Annotated in this window: 15 protein-coding genes and 1 tRNA gene; 10 read left to right on the top strand and 6 right to left on the bottom strand. The window is 52.8% G+C overall.

Features of this window, described 5'->3' with window-relative positions; genetic code table 11:
- Window positions 1-37 precede the first annotated feature (37 nt).
- Window positions 38-703, top strand: coding sequence for a ribonuclease T (gene rnt, locus AQ621_RS05955; RefSeq protein ID WP_058340676.1), 666 nt, complete (start codon window positions 38-40; stop codon window positions 701-703).
- A 54-nt stretch (window positions 704-757) separates the two neighbouring features.
- Here the strand turns inward: rnt and AQ621_RS05950 are convergent, their stop codons facing one another.
- Window positions 758-2,743, bottom strand: coding sequence for an SDR family oxidoreductase (locus tag AQ621_RS05950; RefSeq protein WP_058340675.1), 1,986 nt, complete (start codon window positions 2,741-2,743; stop codon window positions 758-760).
- Between the two features lie 378 nt (window positions 2,744-3,121).
- Here AQ621_RS05950 and AQ621_RS05945 point away from each other — a divergent pair, with 378 nt between their 5' ends.
- From AQ621_RS05945 to AQ621_RS05930, 4 genes are all read left to right on the top strand, one after another.
- On the top strand, window positions 3,122-3,421 hold the full coding sequence (locus AQ621_RS05945; RefSeq protein ID WP_058340674.1) for a hypothetical protein: 300 nt from the start codon (window positions 3,122-3,124) through the stop codon (window positions 3,419-3,421).
- 49 nt (window positions 3,422-3,470) lie between these two features.
- Window positions 3,471-6,311 (top strand): insulinase family protein, encoded by a 2,841-nt coding sequence (locus AQ621_RS05940; protein ID WP_082640918.1) that lies wholly within the window; start codon window positions 3,471-3,473, stop codon window positions 6,309-6,311.
- A gap of 42 nt (window positions 6,312-6,353) precedes the next feature.
- Window positions 6,354-6,430: transfer RNA gene (locus AQ621_RS05935), tRNA-Arg, on the top strand.
- A gap of 194 nt (window positions 6,431-6,624) precedes the next feature.
- Window positions 6,625-7,845 (top strand): tyrosine-type recombinase/integrase, encoded by a 1,221-nt coding sequence (locus AQ621_RS05930; protein ID WP_058340673.1) that lies wholly within the window; start codon window positions 6,625-6,627, stop codon window positions 7,843-7,845.
- On the opposite strand, the gene AQ621_RS05925 is transcribed toward AQ621_RS05930, so the two are convergent.
- Window positions 7,836-8,531, bottom strand: a complete 696-nt coding sequence (locus AQ621_RS05925; protein WP_058340672.1) for a hypothetical protein — start codon at window positions 8,529-8,531, stop codon at window positions 7,836-7,838. The two genes, AQ621_RS05930 and AQ621_RS05925, sit on opposite strands and share 10 nt — an antisense overlap.
- A 286-nt stretch (window positions 8,532-8,817) precedes the next feature.
- Between AQ621_RS05925 and AQ621_RS05920 the strand changes: the two genes are divergently transcribed.
- From AQ621_RS05920 to AQ621_RS17980, 3 genes are all read left to right on the top strand, one after another.
- Window positions 8,818-10,071: a hypothetical protein gene (locus tag AQ621_RS05920; protein ID WP_058340671.1), complete on the top strand. Its 1,254-nt coding sequence runs from the start codon at window positions 8,818-8,820 to the stop codon at window positions 10,069-10,071.
- A gap of 170 nt (window positions 10,072-10,241) precedes the next feature.
- A complete protein-coding gene (locus AQ621_RS17255; protein WP_082640916.1) occupies window positions 10,242-10,427 on the top strand; it encodes an AlpA family transcriptional regulator in 186 nt (61 codons plus the stop codon).
- A gap of 198 nt (window positions 10,428-10,625) precedes the next feature.
- Complete coding sequence (locus tag AQ621_RS17980) at window positions 10,626-11,519, top strand: protein rep (RefSeq protein ID WP_064227459.1); 894 nt, start codon at window positions 10,626-10,628, stop codon at window positions 11,517-11,519.
- Window positions 11,520-11,831: 312 nt separating this feature from the next.
- On the opposite strand, the gene AQ621_RS05905 is transcribed toward AQ621_RS17980, so the two are convergent.
- Entirely contained in the window at window positions 11,832-12,755 is a 924-nt protein-coding gene (locus tag AQ621_RS05905; RefSeq protein ID WP_058340668.1) for a viperin family antiviral radical SAM protein, read from the bottom strand.
- Window positions 12,756-12,854: 99 nt separating this feature from the next.
- Between AQ621_RS05905 and AQ621_RS05900 the strand changes: the two genes are divergently transcribed.
- Together AQ621_RS05900 and AQ621_RS17530 are read left to right on the top strand one after the other, a co-directional pair.
- Window positions 12,855-14,864, top strand: coding sequence for a hypothetical protein (locus AQ621_RS05900; RefSeq protein ID WP_064227458.1), 2,010 nt, complete (start codon window positions 12,855-12,857; stop codon window positions 14,862-14,864).
- Window positions 14,857-15,384, top strand: a complete 528-nt coding sequence (locus AQ621_RS17530) for a hypothetical protein (protein ID WP_138103029.1) — start codon at window positions 14,857-14,859, stop codon at window positions 15,382-15,384. The genes AQ621_RS05900 and AQ621_RS17530 overlap by 8 nt, the downstream gene beginning before the upstream one ends.
- A 63-nt stretch (window positions 15,385-15,447) precedes the next feature.
- Here the strand turns inward: AQ621_RS17530 and AQ621_RS05895 are convergent, their stop codons facing one another.
- The 3 genes from AQ621_RS05895 to AQ621_RS05885 form a co-directional block, all read right to left on the bottom strand.
- On the bottom strand, window positions 15,448-16,851 hold the full coding sequence (locus AQ621_RS05895; RefSeq protein WP_138103027.1) for an RNA-directed DNA polymerase: 1,404 nt from the start codon (window positions 16,849-16,851) through the stop codon (window positions 15,448-15,450).
- 311 nt (window positions 16,852-17,162) lie between these two features.
- Window positions 17,163-18,149, bottom strand: coding sequence for a hypothetical protein (locus AQ621_RS05890; protein WP_058340665.1), 987 nt, complete (start codon window positions 18,147-18,149; stop codon window positions 17,163-17,165).
- 37 nt (window positions 18,150-18,186) lie between these two features.
- Window positions 18,187-21,033: a BPTD_3080 family restriction endonuclease gene (locus tag AQ621_RS05885; RefSeq protein WP_058340664.1), complete on the bottom strand. Its 2,847-nt coding sequence runs from the start codon at window positions 21,031-21,033 to the stop codon at window positions 18,187-18,189.

The following is a 21,033-nucleotide window of genomic DNA, read 5'->3' as shown; positions in this document are numbered from 1 at the left end:
AACCTTTTCCATTCATTACACGAACACCGGAGTTCGCGTGTCAGAAGAAAACAAACAGCCACACCCTTTGTCCCAACGCTTTCGCGGCTTTCTGCCGGTGGTTGTGGATGTTGAAACCGCAGGCTTCAATCCCGAGCGGGATGCCCTGCTGGAAATTGCCGCCGTACTGCTGACCATGGACGAAGACGGTTGGCTGCGCCGGGGCGAAACCCACGTGCAGCAAATCGATCCGTTCGAAGGCGCCAACCTGGAACAGTCTGCCCTGGATTTCACCGGCATTGATCCGTGGAACCCGGAGCGGGAAGCGGTGCCGGAGCGCGAAGGCCTGAGCGAGATTTTCTCGCCTATCCGCAAGGCGGTAAAAGCCTTCGACTGCAAGCGCGCCGTGCTGGTGGGCCACAACGCCACCTTCGATCACAACTTTGTCTTTGCCGCAGCGCTGCGGGCGGATATCAAGCGCAACCCGTTCCACCCGTTCTCCACCTTCGATACCGCCACACTGGCAGGCCTGGCCTATGGCCACACCGTGCTAGCCCAGGCCTGCAAGCTGGCGGGAATTCCGTTCAGCAACAAGGAAGCCCACTCTGCGGCCTACGATGCCGAAAAAACCGCAGACCTGTTCTGCGGCATCGTCAATCGCTGGAAAGAGCTGGGCGGCTTTCCGCCTCCGCTGATCGAACCGGAAGAAACCCCGGCCAGCTGATCAGCCAAAACGAAAAAACCCGCCGAGGCGGGTTTTTTCATGGCTGGCGTACTGTTACCAGTGCACGCCCCGCATGATGGCGGCAAAGGCCACCTGCTCGGTGGACACCTTCGGCTTCTCTCCGGAATTGCTGCCTGCTGCGGCGGGCGAATCCGGGAACATCCGGTAACCGGTGTTCATGATGATCTCGCCCATTTTCGGCGTCAGGGAATGCAGCACCGAAGCAAACACACCCAGGCGAGTAGCAATGCGCTTGGGCCGGTAAACGATGGCATCTGCCACCATCTGCGCGGCTTCGTCCGGCGTCAGCGTGGGGACCGAATCGTAGATCTTGGTCGGCGCAATCATCGGCGTTTTCACCAGCGGCATATTAATGGTGGTGAACGTAACGTTACGATCTGACCACTCGGCCGCGGCACAGCGACTGAAGGCATCCAGCGCAGACTTCGACGCCACGTAGGCGGAGAAGCGGGGCGCGTTGGTCAGCACACCGATAGAAGAGATATTCACCACGTGCCCGCGACGGCGCTCCAGCATGCCCGGCGCAAAGCCCATGATCAGGCGCACAGATCCGAAATAGTTCAGCTGCATGGTACGCTCGAAATCGTGGAAGCGGTCAAACGACAACGCCAGTGAGCGACGGATAGAACGACCGGCGTTGTTCACCAGCACGTCCACCTGGCCGTGGTTATCCAGCACGGTTTTCACAAAGCGGTCGCAGTCTTCCATGTCGGAGAAGTCGCACTGGTAGGCGTGCACGTTTCCGCCCTTGGCCTCCAGCTGGCCGGCCACTTCATCCAGGGTTTCCTTGGTGCGGGCACCAATCACCAGAATAGCGCCGGCCTCGGCCAGCTTCTCTGCGGTCGCCAGGCCAATACCGGAGGTTGCGCCTGTCACCACACACACCTTGCCTTCCACCGTACCTTTCAGGGTGCGATCCTTGAACAGGTCCGGGTCCAGGTGGCGTTCCCAGTAGTCCCAGATAACCGGGGCGTAGTCCGGCAGGCGCGGCACTTCAATACCGGAGCCCTTCAGCACGCGCTCCAGTTCCCGGGTATCAAAACGGGTCGGGTAGTTGATGAACGACATCACCGAAGCCGGAATGCCCAGATCCTCCAGCACCGCACCGGTAATACGCTTCACCGGAGGCAGGTTCTTGATGCTCTGGCGGATAAACGGCGGAATAAAGCCGAACATCCGGGAGTCGATGCGCATGCCCATACGCGGAGCATGGCCGGCTTCGCAGAAGATATTGAGAATCTCGCCCACTTTGTACGGGTCAGAATCCACCAGGTGGAAACAGTTGCCGTCTTCACCGTCCAGGTGGGCAATGTGATCTAGGGCATTCGCCACAAAGTCCACCGGAACAATATTCAGGCGGCCGCCCTCGATGCCGACCGTCGGCACCCATTGCGGCAGCGCGTGGCGGATCTTCTGAATCATTTTGAAGAAGTAGTATGGCCCGTCGATCTTGTCCATTTCGCCGGTTTTGGAATGGCCGACCACCATGCCAGGGCGGTAGATACGGAACGGCACCTTGCACTCTTCACGCACCACTTTCTCGGATTCGTGCTTGGTGCGCAGGTACGGATGATCCAGCTTTTCCGCTTCTTCAAACATATCTTCGCGGAAAATACCCTTGAACAGGCCGGCAGCGGCAATCGACGAAACGTGGTGGAAATGCTTTGCGCCCATGGCTTCGGCGGCCTGGACAGCAGCCCGGGTGCCTTCAATATTGGTTGCTGCCTGGGCCTCTTCATCGGCGCTCATGTCGTACACAGCGGCCAGGTGGAAGAAGTGATCAACATTCCCCTTCAGGGCTTTCATGGCCTTGGCATCAATGCCGAGATTCTTGCTGGTGAGGTCGCCGATAACCGCCTTTACCCGGCTGTCATCCACACCCCAGCGCTCGCGCAGCTCTGCCAGCTTGTCCTGCGACTGCTCGCGCACCAGAACGTGTACGGTACCGCCCCGGGCCAGCAGTTTTTCTACCAGAAAACGACCGATAAAACCGGTGCCGCCTGTCAGGAAATAATTCATAAATACTCCATCCTGCCTGTTGCTCTGTTATTGTCTGTTCACCAACGAACCATAAGACTAAAGTCTTAGCCTTGTTCCATTCGCGGGCATTCTACTTATTTGCAACCTTCATGTATCGAACTTTTTTAGAGCTTTTACTCTGTAACCCTTTGTTTTTAATAGAGCTATTACTCTAAAAACCGGATAAATCCCACTCAGGGAATGTCCGGAATACCGACACACCAGCTTTTCAGACTAGCACAGGATTCGGTCAACGGCGTCGCAACAGCCGGGTTACCAACGGGCAATGCAAGCGGCCGGCAGCAATGCGATAATCAGGAACTTCCAGCGCATCGGCGCATCCAATCACATCAATCTACCAAGGTTTAGCCAAACAGCATGCAGAACGACAGCCCCAACACCGAACGCTACATCGCCATTGCCCGTGCCTGCCTCAAGGCCATCAACGATACCGCCGCCAACAGTGGCAGCCGGGAAGAGAAAATCGATGCCGTATACCAGGCCATCGACAAGGCGTTCCAGGCCGAGTTTGCAGAGTACCGCCAAGCCACCGCGATTATGGCCACCGTACTCGAACGGATTGCCACCGGTGACCTGGATGCTGAAAAAGCTGCCAGCCTGGCCCGGAAAACCCTGGCCCAGCAGCCGGCGAACACCAAAACCGGTCAGATGCACTGACCCCGGATTTCCCACTGCACTTTCCTCCATAGCACAGTAAAGAGGCCCCATGACTGCCGAACGTTCTCTGTTCCATAGACTGTTCCGTTTCCAGATCCTGGCCCTGCTTTTTCTGGGTTACCTGCTGCTCAGCCCCCTGGCGCTGGCCAGCGTATCGCCCGTTAAAAGCCCCAACGATCCGAACGAATACCGCTACCTGGAACTGGACAACGGCCTTAGAGTGGTACTGGCCTCAGACCCGGCCGCCGACAAAGCGGCTGCCTCCATGAATGTCGCGGTGGGCAGCGGCAACGATCCGGAAGACCGTGAGGGCCTCGCCCATTTTCTGGAGCACATGCTGTTTCTGGGTACCGAAAAATATCCGGACCCGGGCGAATACCAGCAGTTCATCCGCAGCCACGGCGGCAGCCACAACGCCTTCACCGCCTTTGCAGACACCAACTACTTCTTCGACGTGGAAGGAGAATTCCTCGAACCGGCACTGGACCGCTTTGCCCAGCAGTTCTCCCACCCGCTGTTTACGGCGGAGCTGGTGGACCGGGAACGCAACGCGGTGCACTCCGAATACAGCGCCAAGCTGAAAGAAGACGGCCGGCGCCTGCTGTCGGTACGCAAGGCCGCCGGCAACCCGGACCATGCCTTCAGCCAGTTCGCCGTAGGCAACCTGAGCACCCTGGAAAACACCGACGACAACCCCCTGCGGCCAGACCTGATCGAGTTCTGGGAGCAAAACTACTCTGCCAACATCATGACCCTGGCGGTGTATGGTCCCCAGCCGCTGGACGAGCTGGAAACCATGGTTCGCGAGCGTTTTTCCGCCATCGCCAATCGCAACCTGACAGCCAGGACCCACCCGGAACCGCTTTATGACCTGGAGCAACTGCCGGAAAAAGTCACTGCCCAGACCCTCAAAGACAGCCGCAACATGACCCTGTCTTTCCCGATTCCGTCGCAACGGGATAACTACCAGACCAAGCCCGCTTCCTACGTGGCCAACCTGCTCGGCCATGAAGGCCACGGCAGCCTGTTTGATGTGCTCAAGCGAGCCGGGCTGGTGGAAAGCCTGTCTGCCGGATTAGGCATGGACACCGGCGAACACGCCACCCTGGACCTCAGCATGTCTCTGACCCGGGAAGGCCTGGCCCGGCAGGATGACATCCTGGCCCTGAGTTTTCGCTATATCGACAAGGTTCGCAACAAGGGTGTCAGTGAAAACCGCTTTGATGAAATGAAACAGCTGGCAGTGATCGACTTCCGTTTCCGGGAACGCAGTGAACCCATGAGGGAAGCCATGCGCCTGTCCAGCTTGCTGCGGGATTACCCGCCCCGGGATATTCTGAGCGCGCCCTGGCTGATGGAGCGCTACGCCCCTGAACAGTACCAGGCCATTCTGGATCGCCTGACGCCGGACAACCTGATGGTCTGGGTATCTGCCCCGGCCCAGCCGGAAGGCACGCCCCTGTTCACCAACTGGTACGAAACCCCGTGGCAGCGCGAGCCGCTCACCGTGCCCGAAACCACCGATAACCAACTGGCTGCACAGCTGGCCTTGCCCGCCGCCAATCCCTTTGTACCGGAGAACCTCGACCTGGTAGCCGGCAACACCATGGAACATCCGGTAAAACTGGGCGAGCTGGACGGGCTGGATATCTGGTACGCCCGGGACACCCGGTTCAATACTCCGAAAGCCAACGTATTTATCAGCCTGCGCACACCCGCTGCCCGGGCCTCCGCCCGCAGTGAGGTGCTAAGCCAGCTTCTGGTGGATGCCATCAACACCAACCTCAACGCCTGGGCCTACTCCGCCAGCCTGGCGGGGCTGGATTACAGCGTGTACCCGCACCTGCGGGGCATCACCATCCGCGTGGGCGGATATAACGACAAACTGCACAAGCTGGTGAACCGGATCCTGCTGGAGTTTTCCGACCCGCAGTTCACCACCCAGCGATTCAACATCGCTCGCCAGCGGCTGATGGATGGCCTGGAAAACAAGGCCAAGGACCGCCCTGTGCAGCAAACCTCTGAATTCATCCAGACCGCACTGATTGATGGCACCTATCCGGTGGCAGACAAACTGGCGGCTGCCAGGGAAGTCACGCTGGATGAACTCAAAGCCTTCGGCCGGGAACTGGTGCGCCAGACGGACCCGGTTATGCTGGCCCACGGCAATCTGACCGAAGCCTCGGCCCTGAACCTGGCACGGCAGGTAAAAGCCATGGTACTGGACGGCCGGGAACGCACAACGGTGGAGCGCTCCAACATCCGCCAGCTACCGGAAGGCCAGACCCGGGCTGTGCTGGATGTTGCCCACCAGGACACCGGCTATACCCTGTACCTGCAGGGCAACGATACCTCTTATGAAGAGCGGGCCCGCTTCCGCCTGCTGGCACAGATTGTCAGCAGCCCCTTCTATGAAGAGATCCGCACCACCCGCCAGCTCGGCTACATCGTGTACGCCACCGCCTTTGAGATGCTGGAAACACCGGCCCTTGGCCTGGTGGTGCAATCACCGGGAGCGGATGCACAAGCCATTGACCAGGCGGTACAGGCGTTTTCAGCAGACTTTGAAGACCGACTGGCTGAACTGGACGACAACCGCCTGAACCGGGAAAAGCAGGCGGTAATCAGCCAGTTGCTGCAGCAGGATCGCCAGCTGGGTGAAGTCTCTGGCCGCTACTGGCGCGAAATCGACCGTAATAACGAAGACTTCGACAGCCGGGAGCAACTGGCAGACGCCATTAGGAAGGTATCACTCGAAGACCTGCAGAAAACCTACCGCAAGACCCTGCTTGATCGGGAGCGCGCGCTGATGGTCGTTACCAGCAAAGACGGCGAGAACCAGAAGCAGATCCTGGAACAACTGCGCAAGCGGGGGCCTGTGGCCCCTTGAGCCACAAGCCCTTGCCCGCTATCATACCGCCTCTTCTGAAATGCCCCCGTAGCTCATCTGGATAGAGCGATCCCCTCCTAAGGGATAGGTAGCAGGTTCGAGTCCTGCCGGGGGTACCAACTACCCTTCCATCAAGATCCACCAACCTCCACAACCTACCGTTTTTAAACATTTTTTACCTCACCCCTAGTCCATAAACATCCATTGAAATCCATGCTCAGCCACAACCTTTGGGGGTACATTTGGGGGTGCAAACTGAAATACACCCCGTTATAGTAAGTTTTATACCCCCAACCGCTGCAGGATACCCCCAATGGCGACGGACAAGCTGACCGACAGACAGATCAAATCTGCCAGCTTCGAAAAGTACGGCAAACGCACAAAGCTCTCAGATGGTGCAGGCATGTACCTGTATATCCAGCCGTCGGGCAAGTATTGGCGCATGAAATACCGATTCGGCGGCAAAGAAAAAACGTTGGCGCTGGGGGTATACCCAGACGTTCCACTGAAGCTTGCCCGGCAGAGGCGCTCTGACGCAAGAGCATTAATCGCTGACGGCATAGACCCCAATGAGATCAAAAAGCAGGAAAAAGCCGCCGAGCAGGAGAAAAGCGACACCTTTAAGGTTGTTGCGGAAGAATGGCTGAAGCTGAAAAAAGGAGAGCTCTCCGAAGGCACCTTGAGAGTGGCACGCAGAAGGCTGGAAACCTGGGCCTACCCGAAACTCGGCCACTTGCCCGTCGCAGACATCAAGCCTGCCAAAGTTCTGGAAACACTTCGCGAAATCGAGAACCAGGGTAAACACGAGACCGCGCACCGCATCCGTCAGCGCATTGGTGAGATCTACCGGTACGCCATCGCCGAAGGCCGAGCAGAAACAGATCCCACGTCAGCTCTACAGGGTCTACTCAAGACAGTTCCCACACGAAATAGAGCGGCAATTACAACACAGGCCGAACTCGGTTCTCTGTTAAAGGCCATTGAGGCCTACGGTGGCCACGCCTCCACCAGAGCAGCACTGAAGCTAGCCCCTATGCTCTTCTTGCGCCCTGGCGAACTCCGCAATGCTGAGTGGACGGAGATAGATCTCGAATCCGCCACCTGGGTTATCCCGGGAAAACGGATGAAAGGCACGCTCAAAGCAAAACGAGCCGGTCAAGTACCGGATCACATTGTTCCTCTACCGAGGCAGGCTGTGTCAGTACTGAAAGAGCTCCACACAATTACAGGCGGTAAAAATCTGGTATTCGAATCCACCCGCGTCGGCCGCCCCCTCTCTGAAAACACTATCAATGTCGCATTGAGATCGATGGGGTTTGATGGAAACACAATGGTTGGTCACGGCTTTCGTGCTACCGCGTCCACGTTACTTCACGAGCATGGCTGGGACCATCAGGTTATTGAGCTCCAACTCGCACACAAACAGAGAGATCAGGTGGCTGCCGCATACAATCGATCCGCTCGTTTAAAGGACCGGACTATGATGATGCAAGCATGGGCTGACTACCTGGACAAGCTACTCAATCAAGCTTGACCTATTCCCAACCCCGGCTTGAGCCTAGTGAGGTATCTTTTCCTCACTTCGTCCTCTTGCTCGTAGGTAAGGGATACTCGGTCATGGGCGGAAATACCTGCACTTACTTCAAGCTCGCACAACCTCTGAAGCGCCGCTTTCATCTCATTTTCTGATCGCAAAGCCTTCGCCCGCCAGGTAGCCAGCTCCACTTTGAGCTCCTCGTTTTTTCGCCCTAGATAAGATTCTTCAGTCCTCCTCTCAACAGCCGTAACCTTCTTAGAAAACCGTCTCGCCAACTCCTCTTTGTCATCTCGAAGTTCCTCTGCACATTTACGCTTCAGCTCGTCCATTTTCAGGATCAACGACTCGAGCATCGCAACTTTGGTCATATCCTCGTCTTTCGCCAATTTGGCGAGCGCTGAATTGGCGGTCTTAGACAAGTGAAACTGAACAGGCTTCTTCTTCGGGTCTTTTCTCCGATCTCGAGAAGAGTGCGCCCTCTTCATCTTCTCCAAAATGGGGGCATATCCCTTCTCGTCAGCGGCAATGTCTACAATCAAATAGCGAAAGAACGAAGCATCACGATCATTCACCCAAGATGAAGGATAAACGCCTCGCTCCGTCAAATAATTGATCCCCCACTCAACCTCCTTCTCATCTTTCAGATTCAACCAACCAAAATACTGTTTCAGCCAATTCTTCATAGCTTCTCAATGAACCTCGATGGTTAACTCTCCGCCCACACATACTCGCTGCAATTTAAACAGGAATGCTAAGACGTGGAACAAACACATTAAATTAAGCATTACATTAAGTCTAACTACTTAGTCTCTAACAAGTGCTACACTAAGTATAAATTACGAGGTTTTACCTATAGGTATTTTTTAAGACGCTTATTCGGCAAAAGGATTGTATAACGTGCGGCTTTGCATCACTCAAATCTCGGACAGTATAGGACCGGAAACACGTTTTTTCCTTTTAAGATTTTTTATGACAGATGCCTTAGGCCTGCCAGGAGTACTCAGGGTTGAGGACGTTGCCAAAAAATTGGTGATGGGTCGCAGCCAAACGGGAAAGGCGCTAAAGGAGCTGACCGAAGCAAGATATCTGTCAGTAACGCCTGTGGCTCAGCCCGGGAAGGGCCGGCCAAAGAGTCGATACGACGTGACGACTAAGTTGAAGGCAGCGCTAGATGCTTCGAGCACTATCCCATTGCCCCATCACCGGCTCATTGAGAGCTTGATCGCCCCAGATAAAGGTTCAAGCGCTACAGACCGGAGACATCAACTCAAAATTCCATCCCGACTACTGCTTGCAACGCTTCTTGCGCTTTCGGACGAAAAGGGAGTCGTCAGAGATGCAGGCATATCTACCCTAGTTGTTCACACAGGAATGGGACCAGACCGAATTCGGAACCATATTTCCAAACTTCGCGAGCTTGGATACATTCGCCGAGTCGTTCCAGGAGTGTCCAGCAGCAGGTTGTTTGGAACAGTGGGAAGCGCATACATTCTGAATCTGAAGCATGACAGCTACAGAGAGTCTGCATACTCTGGGACCTTATGGCTCATAACACTCAGTGCTGAAGATTATCGCCAACTACCATTCGAGGCTCACAGGCTGGTAAAACTTGCCAGGACATCTGGTGGGAATTCTCTCCAATCACTCTGCCAAACTCAGAGAGGCCTCGAAGATCTTAGGATCGATTACGATCCTAAGAAATTTCACTCATTCGCGTCGCGACTAATTGAGGCCGATCCTTATCGTCTTGCCCCAAGACTTCAGTTCGAGCTGGAAATGACGGCATCGAAGATTTTATCAGAGTTGGGTGAGACGCTTTCTTCAGCCACCCTTACTGTGGACGAACAAATCCAGGAGCAATATTTTGGCGCCTCTGTTGCACCAAAAAAGTTATTTGAGGGCGAGGATGAAGCTCGCACATCACTGCTGAATGTTCTTTATCAGCTCGCCTGGCAGATGGCAAAGGAAAGGCGGGACCTCATAGCTAGCCTCAATAGCCGAGGAACGAGTTATTTACTACATCACCCTCCCGGCAAGCTGAACCCAATGACACAACTTCCGGGCAGCAAATACTTCGCAGTAGAGTCCATTTGCGATGCCACTGAAAAGTCGAGCATCGTTGATATTGCTATCAATCCGGACCAACCTCACCTATCGACCCGTACAGAGTTTAGCCACCATTCGCTTGAAAGCGCCATTTTGCGTCGTTTTGGTCTCGGGTAAGAGCAACCCCAGCATGATCATTCATCCACTCCGGTCCTCTGAGAACATTACACAGCTAGAGCGAGACCTACCGACCCCGACAGACCACCATCCATAGAACGACATCGGCGTCCAATCATTTCTTACAGGGTTTGGCAATACTCTGAACGCAACTGTTTCGGAGAATCCACATGCGAATCCTCAGACTGCAAGATGTCATCAGCTATACCGGTCTCGCCCGTTCGACAATTTACAAATATGTCGATGAGGGCTCTTTCCCAAAACCGGTGCCTCTCGGAGGCCGTTCTGTCGGTTGGGTTGAATCCGAGGTTCAGACATGGATCAAGCACGCCATCCGAAGGCGAGATAACGCCTGAACCAGGAAAGCGTACACAACCCACCAAGTCTTCCATCTAAATATCTATTATTAGGCAACTACTGAACATCCGAAAAACATTACATATCAATACCTAACACCAATAATCCGAAGGGTTTCGTCGCAAAAAAAGCATGATGAAGCCCTATTTCACCATTTCAGTCAGATAAATCCGTATCACCGCATGAGAGCCTAACCAATGACCTTTCTTAACAATAACGACGCGCTTCTTGAACACCTCACCACTCTCAAACGCCAAGCAGAGCAGGTTGGTCGAATCTTACTCAGCAACCCTCTAACTGAAAGCGCGGGTAAACGAATCTTGGAATGCGCTGAACAAGTACTCATCACTCCCCGCGATCAATTTAAAACTAAGCCGATAACGTTCTACTGCCAACATAGACAATGCCCCATTTGCCAATGGCGACGATCAGATAGGGCTCGAGCCAAAATGCACGGGCTCTTTGACGTGAATCCCGGACTTGCCGACGGAAAGTGGCTTTTCCTCACACTTACAGCGAGAAATTGTCAGACGTGGAATCTCCGAGAAACGCTGAAAAGAAGGGCGAAAGCCTTCAAGCGCTTGACGAGAAGGAAGTTCTGGCGAGAAAACGTACTGGGTGCAATTCGCTATACCGAGGTTGATGTCGGGCAGGAAGAGCCCGATACAGCGCACCCGCATTTTCATTGCTTATTGCTAGTTAGGCCCTCTATGTTTGAGGGCAAAAACTACTTGTCAGAAGAGCGGTGGCGCGATGCGTGGGGCCAGGCACTGCAGGAGGGCTATCTACCAAGACTAGAGGTAAAGCGTTTACAGGGCACTCCAGACCAAATCCGCTCCCAAGTCGTTGCAGTTTCTGGCTATTCAACGAAAGCACGAGCCGGAGTACCAGACGCTAGATGGCTGATATCCACTACTCAGCAACTTAAAGGGGAGCGACTCATTCAGACATCGGGAGTATTGAGCGATATTGCGCAGCATCTCAACAGCGAAGACGTAGTCGACGCTGATTGCTCTCCGCCCCTACGGCAAGCGTTGCAGGGACCGACGTTCCGTTGGGACCATCGAAGTGGATATTATTATTCTGTTTGACCGATTCCCCCGTCTTAATCTGATCGCGGATAAAGTAGTCCAGACCAGTATCTACCATAGACCGGGGTAGATACTGGTAGAGCTCAAATCCACTGACTTCAGTTAGGTGCCTCTAGCGCCGGCGCTCTATTCTGCTCACAGTGGATAGCATCTCCTGAAGAGATCTTCTCTTGCTCGGAGTCGATGGAATCACCACCATTTCCCGCGAATCCGGCGAGAACAATTTTCCATGCTTTCGACCCCGTTTGAATATCCAGCCATCACGAACGAGGTGTTTTGTATACAGATTAATGTCCTTATCCGAAGAGAACTTCATACGGTACCTCCGGCTTCATTCGAATACCGAGAGAGAAACCGCTCCGGATTAAAGTTCACCTGCTCAAAAGCTTTCTGAACACCAACCTCCAGAATTGGCTGGCTGTACTTATATCCTGCTGAACATGGCGAGTTCTGGAAAAAGCGACCCTGAGGATCGATCATGATGTAGGACTCAACCATGTCCTGATTGTCCTCAACAACGGCAATCCGGTGATAACGCCAATGGCGCTCCACGAACGACTGAAACTTCTTCTCATTGATGGTCATGGACCGATCTGTAACCGGCAGAGCTCTGAGTATCTTCCACTTATCCGGTTGCAACAGGCTGATCAGATCCGAAAAATCATCCTCCCAGTTCACCCGATTTACCACGGTGTTGAGCTTGATCTTGATTGCAGGGTTTCGTTCTCTAATCGCGTCGACAGCACTCTGCAGCTGCCTGAGATCCAGAAAATCCCCTTTTGAGTTCAGGCGGCCAATGAGCTGATTACTAAGGGCATCGCCCGAATCGATGCTGATACCAAGGACCTCTAAGCCCGACCCGATCCTGCGAGCAATCCGCTCAGTGAGAAGCGACCCATTCGTTATCAGGGAGGCCTTCAGCCCTACCCTACTCGCGAACTTGACGGTCTCTTCGACAACAGAGGGAAACAATAGAGGTTCTCCTCCCGCGATATTCAACCGCGTATTGGCCCAAGCCATTTTCCAGGCCAAAGGATTCCTCGAATTGATCGGATCGAAGAACTCCCGAAGCTCCAACAACAGCTGATGTATCTGATATTCTTGGCGGATCAGATCTTTGACATCTTGATCGCGCTGCCAATGCGCGTAGCAATAACGGCACGAATAGTTGCAGGCTTCGGTCAGATGCCAGTTGATAACTAGCTGTTTCGGATCGTGAGCACTGTAGTACAGCATCGTTGACTCTCCTCGGTTTAACGAAATGAGAGCCAACAATAAATTTAGGTTGGTTGGGTTAGTGGAAAACGCTTTCCCGCCCCATGGATGGAAGCAGTTTTGAGCAATATTCCCTCGAAAGAGTCAGTCCTAGCCTTCATTCGAGACGTATTCCAGGCAGGACCAGCCGACAAAAAAAGAAAAGAGTTCGAGCAACTTCGCAGGCAGAGCAACATCCAGCTCAAGACGACAGAAGATTATGTAGATGAGATTTTGTCCGCTCTCGGCTTGGATGAAGTTGCTCAGTTACAAGCCCGAGAGCTCTTTTTTCGTTGGTCCGAAGTCAATAACTTTCTCGAACGTAACATATGGGTTTCACATTCAATACCCAGACACATCATTTGGCTGATGGCGACACACGTCTACGCTCCAGGCCTTGGCAGGCACCTTGCGTTCTGGGACTCAGTCCAAAAAACTGATCCCGGAATGTCTGGAGGGCGCTTTTGGTTTCTTCCGTCGGTAATGTCGGAAAGCGATGTGAAACTGACAATGCCGGTTACCCAAGTTCTGAATTGGCTTCTAGACTCACTCTCATGTTCGCTGGACGAGCTTGCTCAGGTCCTTTCCAACTCCCTCACCATAACGGGCCGAGAGAAAGATACGGCCGCAGACTTTAGAGCCATTCGTAAAACGCTACGGAACTGGCATGCCGCGACAAGCACCCCTGGAGTCAACAAAATCCTGGAGCTCTTTAACAGCAGACTGAATCTTCCCTTCAACGGCACTTTCGATTGGGATGACAACCAGAGCCTAAACGACAACTTTAACAGAGCAAAGGCTTTCGTAAATCAAAAGGGTCTGTCAGCCAAAGTGTTGAGTATCGAAACCCCGATTCCTGAGGCAACAGTCAAAGAACTCCTGGAAAACCCACAGCCGGGGACCGCAGAGAAAGAGTACTTTTGCTACCACCTTACCCGGCGCTATCACACTCCAGACACGCGAACCATCCGCAAACGTCTTCTCTATGCCAGGGCATTTCAAGCCACGTATTTTAAGCTTGCAGGAGCCATCGGAGTCCCAAAAGAGGCGCAGAAACTACCCAACCCCTCAATCAACCCTGCGATCCAGGTAGTTTCCATTTTTCAGATTGCATACAACCTGACAATTGATAGTTGCAGGAAATCCGAGGATGAGCGAAACGAATACGAGCTGTTCATCAAGTCGATAGAAGAACGATATCCTCTGGAAGCTCACACAACATTTCTGTCGCTGAATAAGCTAAGTGGCAGCCTCCACTCTCTCGCAAATCAATTAAACAAGAGATTAATGTGGTTAGGTCAAGACGATGCCGTTGAGGATGAGCTACCCATGGGCTGCTCCAAAGAGCAATTCGCTGCACTGTACAAGCGAAAGTCTGAACTTTTGATGTCATGCCAGATAGATCATGATGAAAGCCATCGGTTGAATACTGCGACGAAAGATGGCGATTTATATCAAGGTATCAACCGCACTCGAAACTGGCCTGCCCTCAACAGCGTTATTAACTCCAACACAATCTCATTGCCCGTGCGGAGGGCCGCAGCATGGAGAATGGTGGATATAGCAAGCACCGACCTGGAACACGCCTACGGACTCGTTGCTTTGTTATCACAATTGCTAAATGATCCAGATAAACGAAACCGCCCCACGGATGCTCAAGATCTTGCAGATGCTCTGTTCCGCCGAATCAAGCGAACCTCAACAGAGAAAAACCTTAGCCCCGTCATACGCCAGCTCGAAGCGAAACATGAACTAGCGAAAAACCACCTAAAAGAGTCAAAAGCGAAATTCGACCAGGCACTTGATGAGCTGCGTGTTAAAGGCTTCGGAACTTTGCGAGGAGAAGTTGCGAGAGATGCCCTCGCAGTCTTCGCAAGCGGGCTCTATCGGGGTTTCAACTCAGGCGCCTGTGACCAATACACGCTATCGATTATCAACTACGGCGGGCTTGAAACCCCTGCTCCATGGTACCTGCCTTCTACCGAGGAGCTGGCCAATAAAGCAAAAGACTATTTCTGGGAGTGCCTTTATCAGCCCTATGCAGGCGTACCAAGACTCAGTCTCAACGGAGTTCAACCAAGCGATGCATGACCTCAGCGACATTACATCGATTACAAAAATTTGTTCAGGACGCAAAATCGATTTGCCACATGTCGCCGGTATTTACGCGTTTTGGTGGATTGGTAACAGGGAAACGCTTTTAAACTCTAACCGTTCTATTGTTCTTAAAGGTCCCGGAGGGAAAGGCGTCACGGTACGATACGAAAACTGGTGGCCAAAATACTTGAAGTTCCCGTGCCTTTACGTGGGCAAAACCACAAACATTCGTAGGCGATTTTCACTTCATCTGAAAAGGGGATGCCCAGGACAACTACACAAACCCGAGAGAGAAAACCGAAAAGTTGCCCCGAACACCACCTCATGCCAGCTTCGTTGGGGCATTGAGCACATCTTTCCCGATGAGAAACACCCACTAAAAATCATTGAATCGTCAGTGGGTTTCTCTTATCGCACTGATTTTGGAGAGAATGCTGTTGCCGAACGTTTTTTCCAAGAGGACCTTTTAATTGGTACCTGGCGGCCATGGTTCAATATCGACTCAGAGCGATAGCGAATACGCTACGTCTGTGTCAGTCGGCAAAGCGGCAAGGCTTTTCAAAAGTGGCTACTCACCTCAAAAATAGCTCGACTCCTGCAACTGTGTGATGACGTCAAAGGCGAGCTGTTCATCCCTATCAAATGCCGTATCGAGCATTTCGGTGTGTCGTGAATCTGGATAAGCTCCGTGTAAACAGGCTAGCTCCTGTACGAATGGCTCCTCACTACTCATTAAGTCGGAGCCAGGTTTCCACTCTGCAAAATCATTGATTGGAGCCCGATGGCCATCAATCCCATCAAGTCTGAGTCCATTTATAACTAGCATCGCCGCGCCTTGACTTTGCACCTCGCCTAATCGTTCAGCATTGCAACTTATTTGGTACCTCCCGGTCCGGAGTACTTGAGCTGCTGCATTGACGGCATTCGTTCCCAGATTCAAAACCTCGGTCACATCTCTTGTGGCGATTGCTCTGCTGACCCGAGAGATGAGAAATAACTCTGGGTGCTCGTCCAGCTTTCCAGCCATTGCTAGCAGCTGGTCGTCCGGCAGAAGGTAAATCAGTCTGCCGGCAAAATAACGAAGCTTTGGGATCGCCCGTTTTCGTCCAAAGCCACTTGCGGGCACGTGTTCCAAATGGCTATCGAGAGCTTCGGTATAATTACTCCGTGCCAGTAATGCTTGGCGTACCAGGGATGCTACCGAGATTTCCCGAATCCGCCTTCTTGCCCAGCTATATCGACGAGCCCAGTCGTATGTCCGTTCAACAAAAGATGACTCGGCAACGGCGCTTTCGTAATCCAAGAGGGGGAGGCGAATTCCATTGTCTGAAAAAGCCCGATGAAGCTCAGCTTTCAGTCCTGGCTTGTAAAGGAGCAGCTTTTTTATATTCGAGACGAGCTCCATCCAAAGACCGCTATCTGAACTTGAGAAATCATTCTCTCCTTCTAACCAAGTCGAGGCTGAAACCCTAAAGTCTTTATCCCCGGTATGAAGTTCGAGTTCAAGTTCACCCAGCAATTCAGAGAGGCGATGCCTTCCATCCGCGGTTCTGCCCTTCGTACCTGCTATTACAACGTCATCCACGTAACGCCAATAGTGACCCGGAAATTCTGACTCCATCTTTTGGTCGATTTCATCCATTACCAAGTTTGCGACGAAGTGGCTGAAGGCAGGCCCAGTCAAAATCCCCTGCGTCCCCGCACGCTCTGAGATCAAACCATGGTCATGGATTATTCTTTCCCCTAGCTCAATCCAACCCGGCTCAAGGCCCGCCAGCTCACTGCGTTTCTTCCATACTTCCTGAGCCCTATCTATCTTGATTGATGGGTAAAACTTCTTGATATCTGTGTACAAAAGAAAGTCGACGTCATCAGCGTGGCTCGCCGCTGCAATTGATCGATGTCGCTCCCGAAATCCATTAAAGTATGGCTCGAATATGCCGTCTTCCGAGCCATTTTGAGGAAGGCGATAGCTATACACACAAGACCGGGCTTGAAAGGGAGGTTCCGCAGCACATCGATTGATCAGAGCAGCTTCGGCGTACATCTCTGTGGGAGAGGGTATATCTATTCGTCTATGAAGAACTTCCCCCTCATCATCCACCTCCTTGAAATGCTGGGATCCGAAGTAAGGGGCGTTGCTCCGGGTCCGGACCAAATGCGTCGCTATCTCATTCGCCCACCGATCTCTGCGGGCACACCGGTTATTTAGAAAATATCGCAGCCCAACATAGGCTAGCGTATCTCTCCGTCGATACTGGTTGATAGCCCGCAGTGCCAGAGTCTGAGCCCTCATTCCGCACCACCTACTTCCGGCAAATCGAATCGAACAACGGTTAGATTGGAGCGAACGTCATGGTCTTTCAGCGGATGCTTAAACTGACTCGTCGAGGAAGCAAAACCAATATCTTTCGCGTTCCTGCCATTGCCGAAGACGACTTGGAAATTATCCTTGAACCACTTAGTTACTTTGCCCAAAAAGCCGGATTCACTAGTGACATCGTTTTTTCCTGGCTCGATCCAAATTGCTGTACTAAAGATTTCGTCGGTGCTGTGCCTGAAAATCTCTTCGAACTGTGGTTTGGCTTTCTTCCAATTACTACTCGAATTTAGAAAGCCGGAAAAATTGGCCAAAATAACCATTCGGGCAGCTGCGTTTTGAGAGTGGAGGGTCATTTTTCGAACCAAGTTCGTCGTCGAGAATGCATCCAAGGCATTCCAAGGCACTATGTGAGGCTCAATGGTGATAGCCTGATCTGCCAGATCTTTTTTGACACTCTGCAGCATCGAGTTCGCGTAACCTCTGGAGAACTCTGAAATCTCTCCAGCAAGGATCACCACTGTCAGAGGGTTCCTCGGAATACGTTCTTGCTTGCGAAGCTCTGCGAGAGTTGTCAGTACTGTGAGAATGGACGCCCCTGCACCTGCGGGAATATCAGCGATAAAAACGCGATTACCGGAAAACGTTTGATAAAAAGCGTCAGAGATATCATCTAATTTTCCTTTTGGATCGAGCATTAGCATCGATACCCTCGCTGACGAACCGGTGAATCGCCACGTCAGATGATCTTTAGATTCCTTCTCAGTCAAACCACCGATTAACTTTTTTGGCGCAGGTTGTCTGGCCTTATCGAGCAGTCCATGCTTCTTGAGGAGGCCTGTCCATGAAGAAATCAACATGGGAGGCAGGTGAATCATTGAGGATACTGAACACCAGAGCTCTTCCGGTATATCGTAGCGCCCAACAAGCCGTCTTTTACCCCGCTTGAACAATTCCATGCGTACTGCCTTACCTATCCGTTTGTATCCATTAATATCAAGCAGAAGTAGACTGCTTGGAATGAGCGCCAATCACATCCCTAACCTGGCTAGGATCGAACACGGTATCAAAGCACCAGGAACCAAACCCACCTTGCTCGTTAACCGCCTTGATCCATGTATCCATCGCTGCACGCTTGGCCCGGTTCTGCTCTGAATCCTGGCCCTTTACTTCAAGAACCAGAGTCTGTCCGTTCTTAAGTCGAATCAGATAGTCGGGCACAAAGTTACGGGATGAGCCATTCCAGAGATATCGAACTTTAAAGCCGAGATGATCATTTTTAGCCCAAGCCTGAATCGACTCATCCTTCTCACAGATGTCTGCCACCGGTTTTTCCCAGGTACTGTCATACACTACATGGCTGATCTGTGAACGCTCGGTCGGCCGACAGGGTTTGGTAGTCAGCCACGGGCGCATTTGTGAGGTCGCGCCAATAGGCTGTTGCTCATCGAACAACGCCTCCAGGCGCTCAACGTTCTGCTTGCTCACGAAGCGGTTTACATGGGTAACCACGTTGTCCATATTCAAAGCAAACAACAGTCTGCGGCGCACCGGGTCTTGATGCCACAGGCTCGGGATATCGAGTTTGTCTGACTCCAGAAATTGCTCAACAATTCGAATCAGCTGCACCGCCAGATACTGCTTGTCTCCTTCAAAACCGTCGCTACTACTCAGGAACAGCTTTCGTGCAGCCCGGAAGATCAGGTGTTGTAAGCGGAAGTCTTCTACAGCCTTCTCAAGGTCGATCTGAGAGACCTGCGCAAGGTTTGGAATACCAGTCAACGCAGGGGCAATCTCAGCGTTGAGCGGTGTTTGAGCGGGATCCAGGGTCAAAGGCTCCACCTCGCTCCAATCCATCTTCAGTTCAGGTTTCAGAACGGTCTGAACGCGGTCAATATTGGGCCAGCGTATTTCGAAGTGGTTTCTGCCTGGCTCCACTTCAACACGCACACTCGGTTTCGGCGGAGGAGGCGTTTCGCCACCCTCACCGACTTCCTGGAATATCGAAAGCGGCACACCGAACACATTTACGTACTCCGGAATAAACTTACCGCTCTCGTCCATGTCGTGAGCGACACGACGCAAGCCTCGTCCAATCACCTGCTCACAAAGAAGCTGGCTACTAAACGCGCGCAGGCCCATGATGTGAGTTACGTTGGCTGCATCCCAACCTTCGGACAGCATGGCCACCGAAATCACGTTCTCAAGGTTCTGGCCAGGCTTGCCACGCTTCCCTACGGTGTCGACCAACGCCCGAAGTTGGTCTTCTTGTTTCTCCGCCAGCAGGGCCTCTTTCTTGTCTGCGGGCAAACCGGATGCCTCTATAATTTCCTCAAGCCGAGCAACGTAATCTTTATCCTTCGTGATGCTCTCACCACGCTCTGCTTTTTCCAAAACCTTTGAGTCCACACGCAAGGTGGCCTTTGGGTTCTGGGTGCCAGAAATCAGGCAATCACCGCTATTAAAAAAATGCTCAATACGAGAAGCCGTTTCCGTCCGGTTACAGACCGTTAGCAGCACTGGCGGAATGGTATGACCGTTTTCTTCCCAGCTCTTCGCGGTCTCCCTCCAGTCATAGGCCAAAATCGCATAGGCTTTCTGGACCAGATCCGGAAGCGGATCGGTCGGCTGAGCCTTCCTAGCCAGGTCCTGCTTTACAGCGTCATCGCGATACAAATGGTAGAGCTTGCTGGCGTAGGTCTTCGCATCAGGCAATGCATCATCCCGGACCACGATTCGAGGCGTTTTGACCAACCCCGCCTCAATCGCATCGTTCAACCCGAAATCCGAGATAATCCACTCGAAGAGCCCTTTCTCAGTATTCTTTTTGCCGGTGGGAGAAAACGGCGTCGCCGTCACGTCGAAGCAGCGACGAATACGGCGGGTTTTATGAATACGGTCCAGCCCCTCAATCCATCGAGTGGCTTCCTCCAGATCGATCCCCATTTCCTCCGCTTCTTTCTTGCTGACCTTCACTTCAGCTTTCTGGCGGTACGCATGATGGGCTTCATCATTGATGACCAGAATGTCTTTGAAGGAAGCCAGCTTGCCCAATACCCGGCGGGTGAAAGCTTCATCACTTTCCTTACCCTTTTTCACTACAGAACGAGTTTGTTCCTTCAGGGGCATCAGGCTATGCCAGTTCTCGATCACCAACGATACCTGGTTCAGCTTTTGGCGCATGGCTTCGTTAGGGCACAAAACAAACTCGTCGTAGACGTTGCTTTCATTGCCTGGGTTAAGGACCTGAAGTCGACTTTTGACCGTCAGACCAGGGGCCACTACGAAAATGGCTTTGGAGTAACGCTTGTCTTTCGGATAGGTGACGGCATTGAGGGTTTGCCAGGTAATGATCAGAGCCATCAAAGAAGTCTTACCAGACCCGGTGGCCATCTTGTTGCAGATACGCTCCCACGGCCCGCCATCACCTTGGAGGAAGATGCCTTGACGGTATTCCTCCGGAGCCTCCAACCACCAGATCAAGGACTCGATCGCTTCGAGCTGACAATAATAAAACGGGTATGGTCTCGGGCCGCCATTCCAACGTTTTGAGTCGGGATCCCACTCACCTCGGGAATACCAGTGGTTGAGCAACTCCCGGGATACGCTAGTTACGCCAGGCCAACCGGCATCACGCCACTCATCGACTCGCTGGCGGATCCGGTTGACCGTTTCCAGTTCCTCTACCCGTCTGGTGTTGTTGCGGGGGTCATAAAGCTCATAGGCGGCAGGCCTGCGACCCTCAACTACCCCAGCAACCCGACCATTATCGTCCTGAGACCAGTATTGGTTGGGCTTGTCATAAGGTGAATTGATCACCAGGGAATTCGGTTTATCTGCCAT

It is taken from the genome of Marinobacter sp. P4B1, assembly GCF_001447135.1.
Classification (GTDB): domain Bacteria; phylum Pseudomonadota; class Gammaproteobacteria; order Pseudomonadales; family Oleiphilaceae; genus Marinobacter; species Marinobacter vinifirmus.
This window is presented reverse-complemented; position numbering and strand designations above follow the sequence as displayed.

Bases quoted from the DNA above. Each gene is read 5' to 3' on its own strand.
- AQ621_RS05950 (WP_058340675.1), bottom strand. From the start codon at position 2,743: ATGAATTATTTCCTGACAGGCGGCACCGGTTTTATCGGTCGTTTTCTG.
- AQ621_RS05945 (WP_058340674.1), top strand. From the start codon at position 3,122: ATGCAGAACGACAGCCCCAACACCGAACGCTACATCGCCATTGCCCGT.
- AQ621_RS05940 (WP_082640918.1), top strand. From the start codon at position 3,471: ATGACTGCCGAACGTTCTCTGTTCCATAGACTGTTCCGTTTCCAGATC.
- AQ621_RS05930 (WP_058340673.1), top strand. From the start codon at position 6,625: ATGGCGACGGACAAGCTGACCGACAGACAGATCAAATCTGCCAGCTTC.
- AQ621_RS05925 (WP_058340672.1), bottom strand. From the start codon at position 8,531: ATGAAGAATTGGCTGAAACAGTATTTTGGTTGGTTGAATCTGAAAGAT.
- AQ621_RS05920 (WP_058340671.1), top strand. From the start codon at position 8,818: ATGACAGATGCCTTAGGCCTGCCAGGAGTACTCAGGGTTGAGGACGTT.
- AQ621_RS17255 (WP_082640916.1), top strand. From the start codon at position 10,242: ATGCGAATCCTCAGACTGCAAGATGTCATCAGCTATACCGGTCTCGCC.
- AQ621_RS17980 (WP_064227459.1), top strand. From the start codon at position 10,626: ATGACCTTTCTTAACAATAACGACGCGCTTCTTGAACACCTCACCACT.
- AQ621_RS05905 (WP_058340668.1), bottom strand. From the start codon at position 12,755: ATGCTGTACTACAGTGCTCACGATCCGAAACAGCTAGTTATCAACTGG.
- AQ621_RS17530 (WP_138103029.1), top strand. From the start codon at position 14,857: ATGCATGACCTCAGCGACATTACATCGATTACAAAAATTTGTTCAGGA.
- AQ621_RS05890 (WP_058340665.1), bottom strand. From the start codon at position 18,149: ATGGAATTGTTCAAGCGGGGTAAAAGACGGCTTGTTGGGCGCTACGAT.
- AQ621_RS05885 (WP_058340664.1), bottom strand. From the start codon at position 21,033: ATGGCAGATAAACCGAATTCCCTGGTGATCAATTCACCTTATGACAAG.